General features: G+C 45.0%; 9 protein-coding genes and 1 pseudogene. All 10 read right to left on the bottom strand.

Translation table 11 applies throughout. The annotated features are described in order from the left end of the window. Positions 1-34: 34 nt before the first annotated feature. The 10 genes and pseudogenes from KSX81_RS27250 to KSX81_RS27205 all read right to left on the bottom strand — a co-directional run bounded on the left by KSX81_RS27250 (position 35) and on the right by KSX81_RS27205 (position 19,118). Positions 35-1,459 carry a hypothetical protein gene (locus KSX81_RS27250; protein WP_004297402.1) on the bottom strand — a complete coding sequence of 475 codons (1,425 nt, stop codon included), beginning with the start codon at positions 1,457-1,459 and terminating at the stop codon, positions 35-37. A 15-nt stretch (positions 1,460-1,474) separates the two neighbouring features. Beyond that, positions 1,475-2,989, bottom strand: coding sequence for an IPT/TIG domain-containing protein (locus KSX81_RS27245; protein ID WP_004297403.1), 1,515 nt, complete (start codon positions 2,987-2,989; stop codon positions 1,475-1,477). Between the two features lie 19 nt (positions 2,990-3,008). Beyond that, positions 3,009-4,490, bottom strand: a complete 1,482-nt coding sequence (locus tag KSX81_RS27240; RefSeq protein WP_004297404.1) for a RagB/SusD family nutrient uptake outer membrane protein — start codon at positions 4,488-4,490, stop codon at positions 3,009-3,011. A 20-nt stretch (positions 4,491-4,510) separates the two neighbouring features. Then, entirely contained in the window at positions 4,511-7,627 is a 3,117-nt protein-coding gene (locus tag KSX81_RS27235; protein WP_254884184.1) for a SusC/RagA family TonB-linked outer membrane protein, read from the bottom strand. A gap of 23 nt (positions 7,628-7,650) precedes the next feature. Further along, complete coding sequence (locus tag KSX81_RS27230) at positions 7,651-8,853, bottom strand: alginate lyase family protein (protein ID WP_004297406.1); 1,203 nt, start codon at positions 8,851-8,853, stop codon at positions 7,651-7,653. A gap of 19 nt (positions 8,854-8,872) precedes the next feature. Continuing rightward, positions 8,873-10,042: pseudogene (locus tag KSX81_RS27225) on the bottom strand (alginate lyase family protein). A gap of 34 nt (positions 10,043-10,076) precedes the next feature. Continuing rightward, positions 10,077-12,566: a glycoside hydrolase family 2 TIM barrel-domain containing protein gene (locus KSX81_RS27220; protein WP_004297410.1), complete on the bottom strand. Its 2,490-nt coding sequence runs from the start codon at positions 12,564-12,566 to the stop codon at positions 10,077-10,079. 64 nt (positions 12,567-12,630) lie between these two features. Then, positions 12,631-13,890 carry a glycoside hydrolase family 88 protein gene (locus tag KSX81_RS27215; protein ID WP_004297411.1) on the bottom strand — a complete coding sequence of 420 codons (1,260 nt, stop codon included), beginning with the start codon at positions 13,888-13,890 and terminating at the stop codon, positions 12,631-12,633. A gap of 166 nt (positions 13,891-14,056) precedes the next feature. After that, a complete protein-coding gene (locus tag KSX81_RS27210; RefSeq protein ID WP_004297412.1) occupies positions 14,057-18,292 on the bottom strand; it encodes a two-component regulator propeller domain-containing protein in 4,236 nt (1,411 codons plus the stop codon). Beyond that, positions 18,279-19,118 (bottom strand): transporter substrate-binding domain-containing protein, encoded by an 840-nt coding sequence (locus KSX81_RS27205; protein WP_004297413.1) that lies wholly within the window; start codon positions 19,116-19,118, stop codon positions 18,279-18,281. The genes KSX81_RS27210 and KSX81_RS27205 overlap by 14 nt, the downstream gene beginning before the upstream one ends. Between the last annotated feature and the right edge of the window lie 8 nt (positions 19,119-19,126).

Raw genomic sequence — 19,126 nt, 5'->3', positions numbered from 1 at the left:
TATAACTTTTTGGGTACTCGTTTTATTGTATTGTCTATTTCTCGTAATATACATTCATAATGATGGTGTTCAGTTTTCTGTCTGTTTGAATATTCAGCTGTTTCACCCAAATCAATCCGAATTTCTCCTTATGATAGAAGTAATACACTTCTCCTGCTGCAACAGTCGGAGTATTTGTTTTGATATCAGACGCTTTCACATCTCCGATGTCATCCCGGATATTGGTGATTTCACCGTTTGTCACTTTGGTAATCAGTGCGTCATCTGTGACTTTCTTGAATGGAGTTGTCTGTGTGGATTCTTTCCAGATGGCATAATCATTCAGATTCAAAGCTGTACCATTGCAAAACTGACTGTTCAGAAGATTGGTTCCGATATTGGCCGGGTTCAACAGACGCGCTGTGGGTGCACCGCTAGTATTATCCATTGCGAAAGTAACCCATTCTTTATGTTCGACTACATCGCATGGAGTCATCGTCCGTCCATTCGTAACATCAAAGAAAGCATTCTCCGTTCCATGACTTCCCAGTTCGATATCCTCCCAAAGGACGTATGGCAGGGTAGGTGTCGGTTTCACAGTTACGCTTCCCGATACGGCTAGTTCCTGATTATCTCCCAACACGTTGTCATACACTAATACTACGTTGTCGATTACTAAATTTTCGGTAATGTCTTCGGGAGCATTGAAAGAAAGGCTGGTAGCGGTAGCTGTAAACTCGTAAGATTGACCGTTTACGATTAGTTTCTTGATAATATTCAGGTTGGTTCCGGCCAGCGTAATAATGGCTCCTGTGCCCACTTCTCCTTCCAGAACAGTGGTGACAGTAGGAATAACCGGTGGCACGATTACTTCAAAATCATTAGATACATTCACGGTATTGGTGGTATACGTAACGCTCAACTGGACTTTTTTAGTTACATCGAAAGTTGAGGGTACGGTTACCATAAGTGAAGTATGCGAACGGTCCGGATTGGGATCGAAAGATACCACTTGATCTCCGAAGTTTACCTTAGTAATCAGGTGCATATTCTTTCCTGTAAGTGTGATCTTATCTCCGATAGTAGCAGAACTTACATCAGTGGTGACACCCGGCACTACCACTTCGAATGCATCACTCAAAGTCAGTTTGTGTACCGAATTGTAAGTGGCAACGACAGAGATATGCTGTGTCACTTCAAAATTATCGGGCACCGCCACTATCAGCGTGGTTTGTGAACGGTTGGATGGCTCGGTGGTGATGTTGACCACCTGATTGTCAAAAGCCACTTTAGAGATCAGATGCATATTCTGCCCGGTAAAGGTAACCTCGTCACCGATTGCTACGGAATAATCCGTAGCCAGTGGATTGACAGACGTTTCCGGAATTATAATTTCATTGTCACGGGTACATCCGTACAACAAACCTATCAGACAGAACAAGACTGCCGATAATGCGGTAAATTTATATTGTCTTTTCATTGTCTTTCGTCTTTTTTAGTAACGTTGATAATACAGGTCGAAAGTAATCGTTGCATTGGCATCATTCGTCGCCTTAACAGCGTCAAAATCTACATTGACAGAACGGATAATCATGATACCGAATTTATTCTTCTTCAGATTCTTGAACACAACGACACTGCCTGCCTTGTATATATTCGATGCTTCTTTATCCTCTGCTTCCGTTTTCTGACGGCTGCGTACCGAGTTGGAACCTTCCGCATCCATATCAATATTGAATAATGCTTTGGTAATCTCGTCGGTAGGAGATATTTCTTCGATGTTTCCTTCTTTAATGTTTCTAATCAGTTCGCCATATCCTTTGCTTTCCTGAAGTACAAGAAGTTTGGTGACAGTAGAAGTAAACTCACCAAAGTTTTCGTTGACTTCGGCTTCGGTAGAAGAACTTTTCAATGGAGGCAATGGAGTACCGTTACACCAGTAGTTTCTCAAATTAGCTTTTATGTTCTGCGGACCGTTCAATGCAAAGTCATTATTACTGTTGTGTACCGCTGCAAAATCAATCAGGGCACGGGAATCCACATCTTTCAGGATACAAGTGGTGGAAACCTGTCCGGTAGTTCCGTTAATCATATTACCGAAATCTTCATTGCGGTGTGCGCCCATCTTCAGATTCGGATAGCTGAATACTCTCGGAATAAATACATAACAGTCATTCCGTAGTGTCAGACTGCCTGTTCCCTCATAATATTTGGCCAGAACATCCACAGTAGCACTCTCCGGCAATTCCGGAACACGGAATACAATGCTGTTGGCAGTCTTCTCAACGAAGTTAGTCACTTTCACTTCATCCCCGAAATGGATGCTTTCAATCAAATTCAGGAAAGTTCCGTTGAGGGTAATCAGACTTCCCTCGGTCACCCGTTCTGCCATTGCGTCAATGGTCGGAATATCTTTGATGATCTCAAAAGCAGGACCCTCCGGTTGAGTGAACTGCTCTCCTGTAGAGTCAAGATAATAGAGGGAGATAGGAGCGGCATCCGTGATGACGAAAGGAATGGTTGCTACAATTTCTCTTTCGGACTGATAGGAGATAGAAGCCTCTTTATCACCGAAACAAACTTTGGACACGATGTCCAGATTCTCACCCTGTATTTCAATCTGATCTCCCACGTGCGCTCCGGCAGGAACATTCTTCACTTGGGGAACCGGATATACAATCGTAAATGACTGCTCGCTTTCCGTCTTTTTTTCTTTCGTACTAAGAACGATTTTCCCGTTTCCGGCATTGGCGGGAACTACAATAACAATCTCCTGTTGAGAGAGCTTATAGCGTATCGTAGCTTCTACGCCACCAATCGTTGCCTTTTGTATATCGCGCAGGAATTCTCCTTTGATAGTGATTTCCTGTCCGAACTTACCGCTTGTCGGGGTGAACTCTATAATTTGAGGATCACCCTGCTCGATGACATCAGTCGATTCTTTTTCGTTGCAGCCTGCCAGCGCAGTGAGAACGAAGAAGATGAATAGGTTATAGAATTTATTTTTCATGATTCAGTGTCGTTTAGTATTAATAGTTAGGGTTCTGTGTGATGACGCCCGGATTATTGTCGATTACGCTTTGTGGAATCGGAAGTATCAACTGATAATCCTTTAACTTGTTGATCTGTTGGGTGTAGCCTGCATAGAAATCCCATTCGGTTTCCTGAATATGCTTGTTGATTACCTCTATGGCCTTGCCCCAACGCAAGAGGTCGAACCAGCGTTGATTTTCGAAAGCCAGTTCCAGACGACGTTCTTTCTCAAGATAGGTGCGGAATACGTTACGGGTAGTCACTGCATCACTCTCGATTTTGCTTAGTCCGGCACGTTCACGTACCAGATTCAGGTATTTCAACCCGGCAGAGGGACCGTCTACTTCGTTCAATACTTCCGCATACATCAGTAGTACATCTGCATAACGAATGACAGGCCAGTCATTTTCAGCATCGTATCGTATGGATACTTCCGAAAGGAATTTCTTTACATAAGCCACTTGTGCTTCCACGTCTTTACTCTTATCATAATAACTGTCTGCCATGCTGACGTCCTTTCTCAAATCCTCTTTGCTGTAAGCGGCGGATATTTCTTTCGTAGGATAATTCTTACCGTCACCGCTACCCGTGATTACGTTCGCGCCACTGTTTTGCGGTGCAAATGTATTGGCAAACGGAGAACCGATTCCCAGACTACCACTTTTATAGCGTACAGTGAAGATAATATCATCGTTCATCTCTTTGGTTGTATCAAACACGTCGGCATATTTGACATTCAGTGTCTCGCCTTTGGCAGTCACTACATCGCTTAATAACGGTTTGGCATCTTCATACCGTCCGAGGGTAAGATACACTTTAGCCAGTAGAGATTTGGCTGCCAGTACTGTGGCACGTCCCAGATCATTAGAGCTGTATGTGATGTCCTGTAAATCCGTAACGGAACGTTTCAGATCGTCGATGATTTGCGCATAAGTGGCCTGCACCGAACTGCGGTCTTTCTTTAGTGATTCTGCGATACTGATCTCTTCTGTCACCAGAAAGGTAGGGCCGAAGAGACGTACCAGATTGAAATAATGATAGGCACGGATAAAGAGAGCTTCACCCTCGAATTGTGCACGTTTCTTTTCGTTCTCCACTACGGCCAGCACTTCGGGTTTCAGTATTGAGTTGCAGTTATTGATATTCTGATAGGTAGCTTCCCAGTAGGTGCGGATATTCGGGTTGCTGGCGTCCATTGTTCCAAGGTCCAGTGCCAGCAGTTGCATGAATGCGTCGTTGCTGGAACGGGTGCCGTTCATGCGAGTGTTGTCCGAGCGAAGTTCCGTCAACGCCCATTCTATATTCAGTGGAGCGTGTATGCCTCCGTAACAACCGATGACGGCTGTGTTCACTTCCGCTTCATTTTGGTAGAAGTTGATATCGGCTATGTAAGAGTCCGGCGTGATGTTCAGGTCGCAGGAGGCGAGTCCCAACGCACAGGTTGAGAGAATACCGATGAATGTATGTTTTAGTTTCATTGTTATTTGTCTTTAAGGAGTTAGAAATTAAGTTCGAATCCGAAAGTGACTGTCGATTGCAGGGGGAACCCACCTGACTGGTAACCGTTGATAAGAGGAGAACTGTAAGAACCACTCGTCTTACGTGCTTCCGGATTAATACCACGGTAGTCCTTGGACCAGATATAGAACAGGTTCTGTCCTGAAGCATAAAGACGGAGTGAACTGATACCGATCTTCTTCAACTGCTTCTTATTGAACTTATAGCCTAAAGTCACATTGCGCAATGCTACATACGAGCCGTCTTCAATCAGGTAATCCGTAAATTCCCGGGCGACACCGCCATTTGCTGCGAAAGAGGGAGTTTTTCCGTCGCCCGGATAGTCTGCACTGATCCAGCGGTTTTTCACGTAGTTGCGGTTGAACTTCTTGGTTTCGGTAAAGTAACCGTCACCGTTGAATACATCCAGTCCGTGAACTCCCTGAATCATAACGTAGAGGTCGAAGCCTTTCCAGGTCAGTGTATTGGTGAATCCCCATGTTGCTGTCGGGAATGGGTTGCCGATTTCTGTACGGTCTTTGTCATTAATCACTCCGTCGTCGTTGATATCTACAATCCGGAGACTGCCTGGTACGGCACTGGCCAAGTGGGGAACAGCGTCCACTTCTTCCTGACTTTTGTAAATACCGTCTGTCTTGTAGCCGAAGAAAGAAATGGCTCTCTTGCCTACCTGTGCCAGATATGTTTCGTTACGTTCACCCGTAGAGATCAGTCGTTCTTCTCCCGAAAGTTCCAGTAACTTGTTGAAGTTGGAAGAGATATTGAATGAGCTTTCCCATTCAAAATTCTTGGTGCGGATATTATGGGTATTCAGTTCCACCTCAATACCACTGTTGCGGATACGTCCGATATTATTCCAGTAATTATTGAATCCGGTGAAAGAAAGAACCGGCTGTTTGAATAATAACTGTTTGGTGATGGAGTAGTATCCGTCCACTGTCAGGTTGATACGGTTGTTCAGGATGCTCAAGTCGAATCCGGCATTGTATTCGTAAGTCTGTTCCCAAGTGATGCGGTTGTTACCTTTGGTTTCGCTGGTCTTGGCGAGTCCGGAGATCAGATTGCCATTTCCCTCTCCCAATGCGTAATTGTTGGGATAGAGCAGGTCATAGTATGAATTGGCAGGAATGCTGTTATTACCTGTCACACCGAAACTGGCACGGACTTTCAGCAGGTTCAGCCAACCGAATTGTTTCAGGAAAGATTCTTCCGAAGCACGCCATCCCACAGATACCGAGGGGAAGTAACCCCATTGATGACCGTCGGCAAACAGAGAACTTCCATCTGTACGGATGCTGGCAGAAAGCAGGTATTTCTCATCATAACTGTATGTGGCACGTGCCAATAGGGACATCATTGCCGTACGGTATTTCTGGGTATAAGTTCCGTCGAGGTCGAAAGAAGTTGCAGCGTTCAGCGTATGGATATAGTCGGTGGGGAAGCCCAGTCCGACGATACCGGCAGTTCTTTCAGAAGTAGTCTGCGCTGTATAGCCGGCCAGTACGGAGTAGTCATGCTTCCCTGTCTTTCCGGTATAGTTTAACGTGTTCTCGCTCAATAAGTCGATATACAGACGGTTGGTATAAGTACCCATAGCTGATTCTTCATCTTTCTTGGCAGCATAATCACGATATTGATTGTTCTGGCGATACTTGATAAAGAAACCGTTGGAAGTGGTGAATACCAGTCCTTTCATCAGTTGGACATTGAAAGAGGCATTTGCCTGCAGGTTGTAGTCCTCGCGGAAACGTTCTTCCGTATCCATCAGTGAACGCGGATTGTTATTGCTCGAACCGAAAGGACTGCTGGACGGGGTGAAAGTTGTTCCGTCCTCACGGGTATAGGTAACATTGCTGAAGTCACTGCCTCGTGCATACGAACCGATAGGTTTGCCGGTCAGCGCAGAAGTGGCAGCAGTATGGCGTACAGGCATGAAAGAGGGCGTACGATAGAAATCCATGAAGTTGGTGGCAGGAGTTTCTGTCTTGGTGTACGACGGTGCCAGATTCAAACTGAAGTCTACCCGTTTGGATAGTTTTGCATTGATGCGTGAACGCAGGTTCAGGCGGGTATAGTTGCTGTTGAGCATGATACCGTCTTCCTGTGCATAGTTGCCCGAAATATAATAAGTGATGTCATTCTTGCCACCTGATACGGAGAGCTGCACCTGGTGAATCTGCGGACTGCTGTTCAATCCTTCTTTCTGCCAGTCGGTGTAGTTATCAATGAGACCGAAAGCCTCCTCTGTCTGTGACATTGTTTTATTTTTCAATACCGATTCGTATCCGATCATGCTGCAATAATCTTGTGAACTCATGATGGGATGTAACTTATAAGCCCATTTCAAACCGGTGGAAGCTTTCACGCTGTATTTCGGTTTACTGGCTTTTCCTGTCTTGGTAGTAACCAGGATAACGCCATTGGCTGCACGTGAACCGTAGATGGCTGCCGAAGCGGCATCTTTCAATACTTCGATGGAAGAAATATCCGCCATATCGAGTGTGGAAAGACCGTCCGGTGTGGGATAACCGTCGATGACGATCAGCGGAGAACTGTCGGCACTGATAGAACCCATACCACGCACACGGATTTGCGGGGCGGCTCCCGCTTCGGAAGTAGAGTTCTGTATATTGACACCGGCAATTTTACCTTGTAATAACTGGTCTACCTGGGTCACGGGAATATCTGTCAGGTTGTTGATATCCATCTTGGACACAGATCCCGTCAGGTGAGACTTTTTCTGCACACCATAACCTACGACTACCACTTCATCTAGTGTCTTTGTATCTTCCAGCAGGTGAATATCCAATTTGTTTTTACCGTTGATGGCAACTTCCTGTGGGGTGTATCCGATGTATGAAACCACCAGGATAGACTTGGAAGAGGGGACACTCAACGTAAACTGACCGTCCATGTTGGTGATTGTACCTGCGGTACCACCTTTTACTTTCACATTCGCTCCGGGGATTCCACCCTGACTGTCGGTCACTGTTCCGGTGACGGTAAACGACTGTGCATAAGTGACGGTAACGCACGGAACACAGAATAACAGCATCCATGCCATTACCAAAGAGTAATGAATAAATTTGTTCCTCATCTGATTAGTATTTTAAGTGTTTCTTATTCTAAACTATAGATTAAATGAATTCTTTTGTTAGCGGGTGTCTCGCGGAATTGAGCGCCGATGGCTTCATATCCGGCTTTCGGATCAAAGAACGATGCACGGCGAAGAATCCAGCAGGCTTCTTCCTGTTTCTTGTCCCATTCCTTGATTTGTTGGTAAGGCCATTCGCTCTGTGGTTTGCCGATATATGGAATCAGAAATTTCAGTGCTGCCGTGATGGAACGTCCGTCCTGGCTGGTAGCGTTGTAAATATCTTGTCCCAGCGTGGAGGCGATTGAACACATATCGAGCATGTGTCCCAGATTGAAGATCGTATATCCCAGGGCAGTAGTGCGTGCAAGTTCCAACGGTTGTTTGCCGTCTGGTTCTATCTGTGCGAACAAACGCTTTTCGGGAAACTCCTGAATGGTTTTCATGGCAAGGTCTTGATTGCCTGTATATAGAGCATAAGCTGTCAGTTGCACGTCATAAGCCAGACCGTGATTGTTCTTTGCTCTCTGTTCTTCGGCAGCTACGGGACTGGTCTGCATCCATTCCACTAGTTGCGTGAACCATTCTTTCATCCCTTTCTTTACTTTGGGAGTAAATGCTTTCGAGTTCTCCATTAATGTCATGGCGTCAATCATTTCCGTGAACGAGTAAATATCGATCATACCTGCACCACGTCCCATGCCTTTATTCTTTCCGGGAATGGTTTGTCCGTAAGTGAGGTGCGGATTCATCTTCGTCTTGGCGTCCAGAAACCAGACATTCAGGAAGTCTACGGCTTTTTGCGCATATTTCTCATCACCGGAGAAGTAATAGGCAAGTCCCAGTGTGGTGACTGCTTTCGACATATCTCCCAGTTTGTTGCGGTCGAGCTTATCCAATTCCGGATTTCTTTGTCCGTCTTTACGGATATAGGGCAAACCGTCCGGTTTGGATGGATCCGGCCACCAGTAAGGGCCCATGCTCATATAATCGTGTTTGTCTCCGCTATCTGCTGTCATTGTTTTGTCCATTACGGACGGCGGAGTCATCTTCAAAGCCTTGTCGGCATCTCTTAAAAGAGTTTTGACGGCAGGGGCATATAGAGGTGAATCGGCTTTTTCTTTTACTTTGGCTAATTTTTCCGCAGCATAGATGCGGGTGTTGGCTACCTGTGCGTTCAGTGTGAAAGCATAGGCGAACAATAATGTGCATACTAATAAGTTTTTCATATTCTATTGATTTTATAGTTTATTGAATCCATAATAACGGGTGACGGATGGGAAGATTACGTACCACCTCTTCGTTGGTGGGGAAATGTTCCAGTTGCATCCATGTGTTGAAAAATTCTTTATTGAAATGATGTAATGTGCCGAATAACAGGAACGGTTGCGCCACCGGCCATTCTTCCCAAAACATAATGTCGGGTTGTCTCTTCCAGCTACTTTTGTCTTTTACGTATGGATAAAGCTAGGCGATACCCTTATCGATGTTTTTGCCGTCCGGTGTAGTGTAATTCCATATATCTTCTTCTCCAGTAGTGAGCAGTTGGCAGATAGTGGCCATTGCGTCAAGGTTGAAAAGAGAATAACCGTAGGGCTTGGTGCGTTCCAGTTCTAAAGGGAAACTGCCGTCTGCAGCCATTTGATTGGGTAAAAGTACTGTTTTATAACGTTCCGTGCAAAAACGAATCATTTCCCGGTTGTCCGTGAACAAGGCAAAGGCAGCGGCTTGCATGACCCAGCAGGTGCCATGATTGTTTTTCGCTTCCATTTCTTTGATTCCGTAACGGTGCGTGGACATCCAGGTTAGATAATCGGAGAACCATTGTTTGATAGTCCCCAGTTCTTCCTTGTCAATCATCCTTTTCGCTTCCATAAGGCGGAGCGACTGCACCACTTCGATCAGGTGAATCGTATCGATGATTCCTATCCCTCGTCCTGTTACTACTCCCTTGATGGCCTGTGCATACAGCAGATTGGGATTCATCTGTGTGTCCGGGTTGACAAACCATGCCCGGATATGTTGCATGGCTGCATCGGAATATACTTGTTTACCCGTAAGTATCCAGGCGGAAGTAAGGTCGCCTACCAGTTGGCTCATGCGAATCATGGCCTGCCGATGTGCTGTGAAATTCTCCGGATTGGTTTCTCCGTCCCGGCGGATATAAGGACCGTCGGGAGCTTCCGGATTCGGCCACCAGTAATCACCCTCCGAATAGAAGTCATGAATACCTCCGGCACTTCTTGTCGCACGGGTAGCGGTCACAGTGACCGGTTCCTCATGAAGTGCGGCATCTGCCCGTTGTATCGTTTCTTTTTCTAAAAGGTGACGAATCTGTTCGGCTGTGTCTTCTCCGGCAACTGCCGTAGCAGTGCCAAAGAATATAATGAAACCTATTGAAATTATTGTCTTTCTCATGGTGCTTTTCTCCTTTCTTATTCAGCTTTCACTTCTATTCGGCTTTCACTTCGATGAAAGCAGTTTGAATGCCCGGTGATTTTACAGCTACCTGGCATGTGCCGTTCAAGTCAATGCGAATTGCAGCTCTGCCATTATAAGCCTGTACTCTCCGGGAGCCGGTGGATGTTCCTAAGTTCTGAATCAGTTTTCCGTCTCCCGCAGCTTCAAATGAGATTACATTTGCCGCGTCCAGGCAGGGGATCCCTTTGTTGTCTGTCAGCTGGGCTTCCACCCATACGATAGAACCTTTATCGGGGTATGTCTTCAACTTCAGCTGTTTCGGATTGCTCCATTCTTCTGTCTGGTAGTTGAAACTTATTTCATCCGTAATGGCTGCTTTCATGTTACCTTTACCGAGTCCTTTCACTGCAACCGCTTTTATGTTATTTTCTCCTGCTTTCAGTATGCAGTTCCAGTGAAGTCCCGCTGCCGGAAAATCCTGGCTGTTGCGTTGCTTGACTCCCTGACTGACGCCGTTCACGAACAGCTCTACTGCTGCACAGTTGGAATATACCAGAATCTCTTTTTCTTCGTTCACTTTGCCCCATCGGGTCCGCCAGTTATGACCGTAAATATGAATCATAGGCTGTTTAGTCCAGTAAGACTGGAAGACGTAGTAGGCTTCTTTTTTAGTAAGATCCCGTTCTACCACTCCTTTCTGATTGACGTATGGCACCGGATTATCGGGGCGGAGAGGGGTGGAGAAATCTTTGAATACCCAAAAGGCGGTTCCTGTCAGCCAAGGCATTGTTTCTTGCTCTTTCAGGTGCCAGTCGAATAGTTTTACGATATACGTTTCCGACCAGTCTCCATCTCTGGAAGCACGGGGATCTCCGCCTTGCAGGGCGAAGTCGCCTGCCCGTTCGTCGGCACTGTTTCCACCCATAATTGCTTGTAGCGGGTTGAAAGGATATTCGGAATGACGTCCGGCATGTGAGTCACCTCCCCATTCTACATGCAGGAAATGTTTCACCCGTTTCATCTCTTTCTCCGAAATACTCTTGTAGTCTGTAAATTGTCCGCGATACCAGCCTGCCCAAATGGAGGGAGAATAGACATCTACAATATCATTGCAGAAATCACATCTGCGGATGGAAGTCATACGTGACGGATCGAGTTGGTGTGACAAGTCATTCAACTCTTTCATGAAAGCGCGGATGGCCGATTGCTCGAATGTTGAAAAATCATTGGGCCAGTCATTTTCATTTCCCAATCCCCAAAGGATGACGGAGGGATGATTGCGATGCTGGGTAATCATGTTGGTCAGCATCCGGCGCGCTTGTGCCTGATATTTCTCTCCTCCCAGTCCACCTCTGCACCAGGGTATTTCTTCCCATACCAAAATGCCTAACTGATCGCATAAACGGAGGATGATGTCCGATTGTTGGTAATGTCCCAAACGGATAAAGTTGACTCCCATCTCTTTAATCAGTTTCATTTCCGCTTCCATTTGTTCTTCTGTCATAGCGGCGCCTACTCCGGCATGGTCTTCATGCCGATGGGTTCCTCTTAACAGCAGACGTTCTCCATTCAACTGGAAAGGTCCGTTTTCAATGAATTCAAAGTGACGGAATCCGATGGATTCTGTAATAGTCTGTTTACTTTGAGGAGTAGTCAATGTCAGTTCGCAGGTATAGAGTTGAGGCTGGTCGGGACTCCACAGAATCGGATTCTTAATCGTTGTCTCGAACAGGGGATTTGTTCCCAACGGAAGAACCGTCGTTGTCTGTTCCCATACCTTTTCTCCATTAGGCGCCTTTAATAAAAGGTGAATGCTTGCCTGGCGAATATCATTCGGGTTATGGAATGTTCCTTGTATCTTTAGAGAAGCGTTTTTCATATCTTTCTCTACAGGGGTATTTATCTGTATATTGCTGAAAGACACTTCGGGCTGGTAAATCAGATTCACGTAGCGATAAAGGCCGCCGTATAAGTTGAAATCTGACAGGTCGGACGGAATCATCTCCGTATCTCTGGTATTATCGCAACGAACGGACAATGGAATTCTGCCATTGAAGCGTTTAGCGCAATCCGGGTTGGCAAGGGCTTGTTGAACGGCTTCGGTGATATCGACACTCCAACCGTCGTAGCCTCCTGTGTGACTGGCTACTTTATACGTATAGACATACACTTCCGTTTTTTGTCCTGCTCCCTCAAACTCCAGTATGACGCGTCCATTGAGATATGGATTCTTGATAGAAAGCTGCGTGCGATACCATCCTGCGCCCTGATAATAATTGATATCCGGGTCTACTGCATCTTCTGCATTGAAACAGTGGGGTAGGGTAACCTGTTGCCAGATAGGCACTGCTTCGGAAGAACCGGGAGCGGCGGGACGTACTGCTTCCCAAATGCTTCCAAGGTCACCTTTCAGGTATTCCCATGAGTCTGTCAGCCGGATTCTTTGTTGAGTCGGAATCGTGGCATTCAACGGGAGTATCAGCAGAATGAACAGGATGAATATAGAAGATAATCTTTTCATAATTAGTAATGTACTAATAAGGATAAATAGTAAAGTGATGTTATCGTGAGAGTTGCCGGAAGATTTAGAAAAGACTTTCTTCCTTTTCTAATTTTGCTTTGCGGAGCAAGGCTTCCAGGAAATAATAGTCGGCGTATGAAAGCGGGACATCTATTTCGCTGTCGTGTGGTTTGGAACCTGTGCTGTGCAGCAACAAGAATCCTTTATCTCCGTTTAGTTGCGCACGATAGCTATGCGTCAGATTCTGGAGAATCTTATCGGCTTCCTGCTTGTATTGTTCTTTCTTTTCTGGAACGTATGTGCTTAGTTCATAAAGGGCGGATGCCATACAGGATGCAGCGGATGCATCACGGGGTTCGTTTGGTATTCCGGGTGCGTTAAAGTCCCAATAAGGAATCAGGTCTGCCGGCAGGGTCGGATTGTTGAAGATGTATTTCTCCACTTTCTCCGCCTGTTGCAGGAATTCGGGTCTGCCGGTTTCACGATAGCACATGGTGTATCCGTATAAGGCCCATGCTTGTCCGCGTGCCCATGCTGATTCGTCGGAATATCCTTGATGCGTCATTTTGCTGCGTACCGTTCCGTTAATGGTATCGTATTCTACTACATGATAACAGCTGTTGTCTTCACGGAAGTGATTCTTCATGGTAGTGAGTGCATGGTTGACTGCTATATTATAATAGGTGGAGTCGTTCGTTTCGCGGAATGCCCAGAACAGAAGTTCAAGATTCAGCATATTATCGATGATAACGGGGAATTGCCATTTGTCTGCATGGTGGTCCCAGGAACGGATACAGCCGATTACCGGTTTGTAACGGGTAATCAGGGTGCGTGCGGATTGCAACAGAATATCTTTATAAGTGGAATCTCCGGTCAGACGATAACCGTTTCCATAGCTGCAATACATCTTGAAGCCCATGTCGTGTGTCTTTCCGTTATTTTTTTCGCGTTCCAGAATTTCTGTATGTTTCTGCGCCTGCTCTTTCCAATATGGATTGTGCGTGTACTCATATAGATACCAAAGCTCACCGGGGAAGAATCCACTGGTCCAGTCTTTAGAAACAACCAGTTCCAGTGAACCGTCCGGTTTGATACTGCGGGGATTGGTTAATTCCCCCCAGCCCTTACTTTCTCTCTTTTCTCTACTCTCTTGTGATTCATTGGCACGTGCCTCGTCTATTTGAGTCAGTGCGTATTTTAATTGCTGTTCGGCAAATGCGAAGTTAGAAGCAACGATATCTTGCTCTTTAGAGTGATTACAACTGGTAAGTGTGATAATTCCAAGTCCGAAGACTAACAAGTAGTTTTTAATCTTTGTTTCCATATGATTATATTAAGTAGAACAACATTGCAAATGTATGGAAACAGAGTAGAATCGGTTTGTCTAATGATGCCAGATGTTTGCATTTTCATCCCAAACAAATAAAAAAATCCGCACTGTAAGCCTTGTTGGGACATTTTTTATTGTTTGGGACGATTTTGTAAATCGGCTATTCCCGGATGGTATCAATATCTGTATGGCCTGAATATGACTTTTGATATTCCGATGGAGAAACACCGTAAGCTGATTTGAAACATTTCGTGAAGTAGGCGAGAGTACTGAATCCCGTGGCCGTTGCAATTTCGGTAATGTTCATTTCTGTTTGCTTCAGCATTTGTGTAGCTATCTCCAAACGTTTATGACGGATAAGGTCATTCAACGGCAGGTCGGTGATAGCTTTCAGTTTCCGGTAAAGATTGCTCCGGCTGAATCCCATCTCTTCACAGATTTTGTCTACTTTCAAATCGGGGTCGGTGAGATACTTTTCAATGATTTTAAATAGTTTCTGCATGAATTTCTCATCGGCGGAGGTCGTTTCCACTTCAATTCCCATGGATTGCAGGGAGAAGTTTTTGCTATATACGGATTTTAGCTTTTCCCGCTGTGCCAGAAGATTGTAGATACGTACCAGCAGAACATCAATATTAAATGGTTTAACCACATAATCGTCTGCTCCCGACAAGAATCCCTCTTTGACGTGCATCACCATCGTGCGGGCAGTGAGTAGAATAACGGGAATGTGTCCCGTCTGCAGATTGTTCTTGATAAGTGCGCAAAGTTCCAGTCCGTCGATACCGGGCATCATAATGTCCGTCACTACCAGGTCGGGAAATTCTTTCAGGACAATTTCAAAAGCATCCGAACCGTTGTCGGCTTCCAATACGTTGTAATATTGTTCCAGGTGTCCTTTTACGTAACTTCGTATCTCTTCATTGTCTTCTACTAATAGAACCGTTTTGCCGGGTAGGGATGGAGTGGTTCCGGAAATGGTGTTTTCGGAATCAATGGTTCCGGACATACCCTTTTCTACTTGTTCATTGTTTTTTCCCGAGAGAACGGCAGTATTCGCCACCTCTTCTTCTGTCATGGTGTGGTTCGGTAATAGGATAGTGAATACGCTTCCCTTGGGAGTATTGGCTGTGACTCCAATTTCTCCGTGATGCAGATGAACGACAGATTGAGTCAGGCTTAATCCGATACCTGTGCCATTCATATTCTCGCTACCTGTCGTGTGACCGACCTGGTAGAAAGGAGTGAAGATTTGGGTACGTTCATCTTCTGGAATTCCTTTTCCCGTATCTGCTACCTGAATCACTAAATAACTTCCCTGATGGGTGGTGATAAGCGGAGAATGTTCCGATAGCCAGTCGCTATGTTCCTGGCGGAGAGTGTCTATATCTGTAATCAGCAGTAAACGCAGCGTGATTGTATCTCCCGGTACTGTGAATTTAAAAGCATTCGACAATAAATTGAAAACGGCTTTTTCGAGTAAGCCCTGATCGAAGCAGGCTGTCACCTCGCCTTGAGGAGCCTGATATTCGAAACGAATCTGTTTGCTTTCGGCAATCTGCCTGAATGTGTAGAATATTTCGAGCAGGAAAGCATTCAGGTCGCTTTGAGACAGTTGGAGGGTGAGATTACCACTCTGGTTCTTCTGTAAATCCATCAATTGATTGACGAGAAGTAATAATCGGCGGGCATTTTTCAGAATCATGTCCAGTTGTGTTCTGATAAACTGGGGAACTTCTGCCCGTTTCATCAACTCTTCCAGCGGGCTGATAATAAGTGTCAGCGGAGTACGTAGCTCATGCGAGAAGTTGGTGAACAGGTGTAGCTTTGTCTGATGGAATTCTTCCATGCGTTGTTTCTCCATTTGCTTCATGCGCAGGTCTAGTTCCAGTTTATGCTTACTGTACATATAATAGCCGATAGTAAACATGATTCCCAATGCGGATAGGACATAAAGGATATAGGCCAGCGGCGTTCCCCACCACGGAGAACGAATGATGATTTCCATTTTCTTTCCGGTTTCATTCCATACGCCGTCATTGTTGGATGCTATGACCTGGAATGTATATTTTCCTGGAGCGATGTTGGTATAGAATGCTTCTTTACGACTACCTACGTAATTCCAGTCTTCGTCGTGACCGGAGAGTTTATAGGCATATTGGTTCTGTTCGTGCAGAATATAGTTCAAGGCACTGTACGCAATGGAAAAATTATTCTGATTGTAGGCAAGAACCAATGTTTGCGTATCGTCCGGGGCACTATCCAGCAAATGAGTATCATCATTCGGTGTGATTACCTTATTGTTTACGGTCAGTTGGGTAAGTACTACCGGTGGCATGGTATTATTCTTTAGAAGAGAGCCGGGAGTAAAAGAAAGGAAACCATTACTTCCACTAAAGTAGACCTCACCGTGGGGCAGACTAATGACTCCCTGCGGTGTAAACTCCAACGTTTCGGAACCGACAAAACAGTCATAACTGCGTATCTGCCCGGTCTTGGTATTAAGTTCGGCTATTTCCTTATCGACACTAATCCATAAGTTGTTGTTGTGCTCCACCATGGCATATACCTCATTATTGGGTAGTCCCTCTTTCTTGCCAATATGTTTGACGACACCTGTTCCTTGTTTATACAGGTATATTCCTCCTCCGAAAGTGCTGAACCAGATTTCTCCGTTCGCTTTGCGCACCATGGAAGTGATGTAGTTATTTTCGAGTTTCTGATTGGGATTTGTCTCTGACATGTTGCAACGGAGCACCGTTCCCTTTTGCATATCATATTCGTAAAGTCCGAACGAGCGGGTTCCTATCAGAAAGGTGTGAGCATTCAGTGCCAGGAAGCTCCGTAGGCTGGTGAAGTTGACGAATTCCTTTTTCTCTTTGCCATACGGGAACTGATTGGTGATTTTTCCGTCCGGAGACAGTTTAACCAGTCCTTTGTCGGCTGTCGTCCCTATCCATAGATTATTCTCTGCATCTTTATAAAAAGTATAGATGGCAAAGTTTTTTTCCCGGCCGAATGAATATACTAATGTGAATTTTTTGGAAGGAATATGGAATTTATAGACTCCTCCGGTACTTGTGCCACACCAGATATAGTCTCCGTCCAGTAAAAGGGATTTGATGATGTTCTTGTTGAACAATCCTTTGGATGTCTGCTCAATCAGGAAGTTGGTATATTCCTTGGTGATAGGATTGAACTGCATCAGTCCTCCTCCCTCTGTTGCAATCCACAATGAAGTGGAATCATACACCATTGTACCAAAGATATTATATAACTTCTGGTTGTTATTTTCTACCGGATGGTAGAAGATGAACCGGTTATTGAGCGGGTTATAGTAGTTCACACCACCGGAATAAGTACCTACCCAGAGCGTTTTCTCCCGGTCGATGTAGATACTGCGGACGGAAAAATGACTTAGACTGTTCTGATTAGCATCGAACCGGTTGTACTTGGATATATCATCGTTTCTTAAATCCAGAATACTAAGTCCGTCGAACGTCCCGATAATCAATTTCTGGTCCTGCTCGGTGATGCAACGGATATAGTCATTTGTCAGTCCGCTGTTTTTCTGATTGTAGATAGATAAGTCTTTGGTCTTCGGGTTCCATTTATTCAGTCCCCTGGTTTCTGTTCCTATCCATACCTGATGTTGGGAGTCTTCGAAAATACAACTGATTGCATCGTCCGACAGGGCAGGCTGTGTGCTTTTATTGAGTTGCTGAATCAACTCCATTTCAGGTGTACAGATAAATAATCCGTGACGATGAGTACCAATATAAAGCCGTTTTTCTGCATCAATATAAAGCTGCATGATTGCTTCATTCTCCGGGACATGGTCGGAATATTTCTTCTTGAATTCCCCGGAACGAGGTTGCCATATACATAACCCTGTTCGGGTACCAACCCATAGATTACCGGACTGGTCAAATTGAAGAACGGCAATGTTGTTTCCTGGCATGTTTGGATAATCGTCCGTCTGATATTTGGTAATCTGATTGGTTTTGAGATTGATATAGTTAAGCCCGTTATTAGTACCTACCCACAATCCCTCGTTTGCATCGTCCGGCAACAGGCAAGTGATATGATTGTCCGACAATGAATGAGGATCATCGTTATCATGCTTATATATAGTAAATTTCTCTCCGTCGTATTTGTTTAATCCATTGCGGGTTGCAAACCAGATATAACCTTTGGAGTCTTGTGCAATGGCAAGGACTGATAGTTGCGACAAGCCATTCTTGAGATTGATATTCGAGAAATTGAATATTCCGCTTTCTGTGGCATAAGCCCGTGGAAAGCAGATAGACAGGAAAATCAAGAAAGCAATAAAAGAAAATGAACGTGTATGGAATAGAAGTTTTAGTGTAATAGAAATAAGGTTATTCTTTATCATAGTATTTCTTATAAATCTTTTGGTATTCCTTTTCCTTTTGGAATTTATCCAGCCATGTATTCAAACTATCGAGTAAGGCGGGGGATTGTTTACTGACTGCCCATGAGTAGAACTGCGTGAAGCTGATAGCTGTATTAATATCTATTTGCGGCAACGAATCTGCTGCTGCCAGTGCAATGCTTTCGTCGCAAACGGCATAGTCGATGTCTCCATGCGCTACCATTGATATCAATTGTTCGGAACCGTATTTATCAATCTCCTTGATGTAGATAGTATCTCCGATCTCATTGCCTAGATTCTGAATACGCAAAATAGAGGGGGAGCCTTTTACGACATGAAGTGTTCGCTGGGCTAAATCCAGTTGGGTGCGGATATAGAGTGAATCATTCTCTCCAATTTCTTTGCGTTGCACCAGCACTTGCTTGTTGAGGAAAATGGGAGAGGTGAGAAGCAGAGAGTCTTTTAACTTGCTGGTGGCTAATATGCCATAAGCAATCACGTCATAACGTCCCTCGCTTAATCCTTCCAACCGCTCTTCGAAACTCATAATAGGTGTTATTTCGGTTTTGAGTCCTTTGTCCCGGGCGAATGCCTGTATCAGTTCGTAATGAAAACCGGAAACGGTGTCACTGTCTACATAAAAACTGATGGAATTATATTCGGTAGCTACACGTATGATACCCTCCTTGGCAATGGCAGCATAATCACGCGGATGTCCCGCAGGTTTTTCTTGCTTACCGCATTGACGGAAAGAGAAGATAAATGCCAATACAATAATCACTGGCACTAAATATCTGAACAGTCTCAATTTGGGGCGTGATACCATAAGTCGTA

This window comes from Bacteroides sp. MSK.18.37 (genome assembly GCF_019129155.2).
In the GTDB taxonomy this organism is placed as follows: Bacteria; Bacteroidota; Bacteroidia; order Bacteroidales; family Bacteroidaceae; genus Bacteroides; species Bacteroides ovatus.
This window is presented reverse-complemented; position numbering and strand designations above follow the sequence as displayed.

Bases quoted from the DNA above. Each gene is read 5' to 3' on its own strand.
- KSX81_RS27250 (WP_004297402.1), bottom strand. From the start codon at position 1,459: ATGAAAAGACAATATAAATTTACCGCATTATCGGCAGTCTTGTTCTGT.
- KSX81_RS27245 (WP_004297403.1), bottom strand. From the start codon at position 2,989: ATGAAAAATAAATTCTATAACCTATTCATCTTCTTCGTTCTCACTGCG.
- KSX81_RS27240 (WP_004297404.1), bottom strand. From the start codon at position 4,490: ATGAAACTAAAACATACATTCATCGGTATTCTCTCAACCTGTGCGTTG.
- KSX81_RS27235 (WP_254884184.1), bottom strand. From the start codon at position 7,627: ATGAGGAACAAATTTATTCATTACTCTTTGGTAATGGCATGGATGCTG.
- KSX81_RS27230 (WP_004297406.1), bottom strand. From the start codon at position 8,853: ATGAAAAACTTATTAGTATGCACATTATTGTTCGCCTATGCTTTCACA.
- KSX81_RS27220 (WP_004297410.1), bottom strand. From the start codon at position 12,566: ATGAAAAGATTATCTTCTATATTCATCCTGTTCATTCTGCTGATACTC.
- KSX81_RS27215 (WP_004297411.1), bottom strand. From the start codon at position 13,890: ATGGAAACAAAGATTAAAAACTACTTGTTAGTCTTCGGACTTGGAATT.
- KSX81_RS27210 (WP_004297412.1), bottom strand. From the start codon at position 18,292: ATGATAAAGAATAACCTTATTTCTATTACACTAAAACTTCTATTCCAT.
- KSX81_RS27205 (WP_004297413.1), bottom strand. From the start codon at position 19,118: ATGGTATCACGCCCCAAATTGAGACTGTTCAGATATTTAGTGCCAGTG.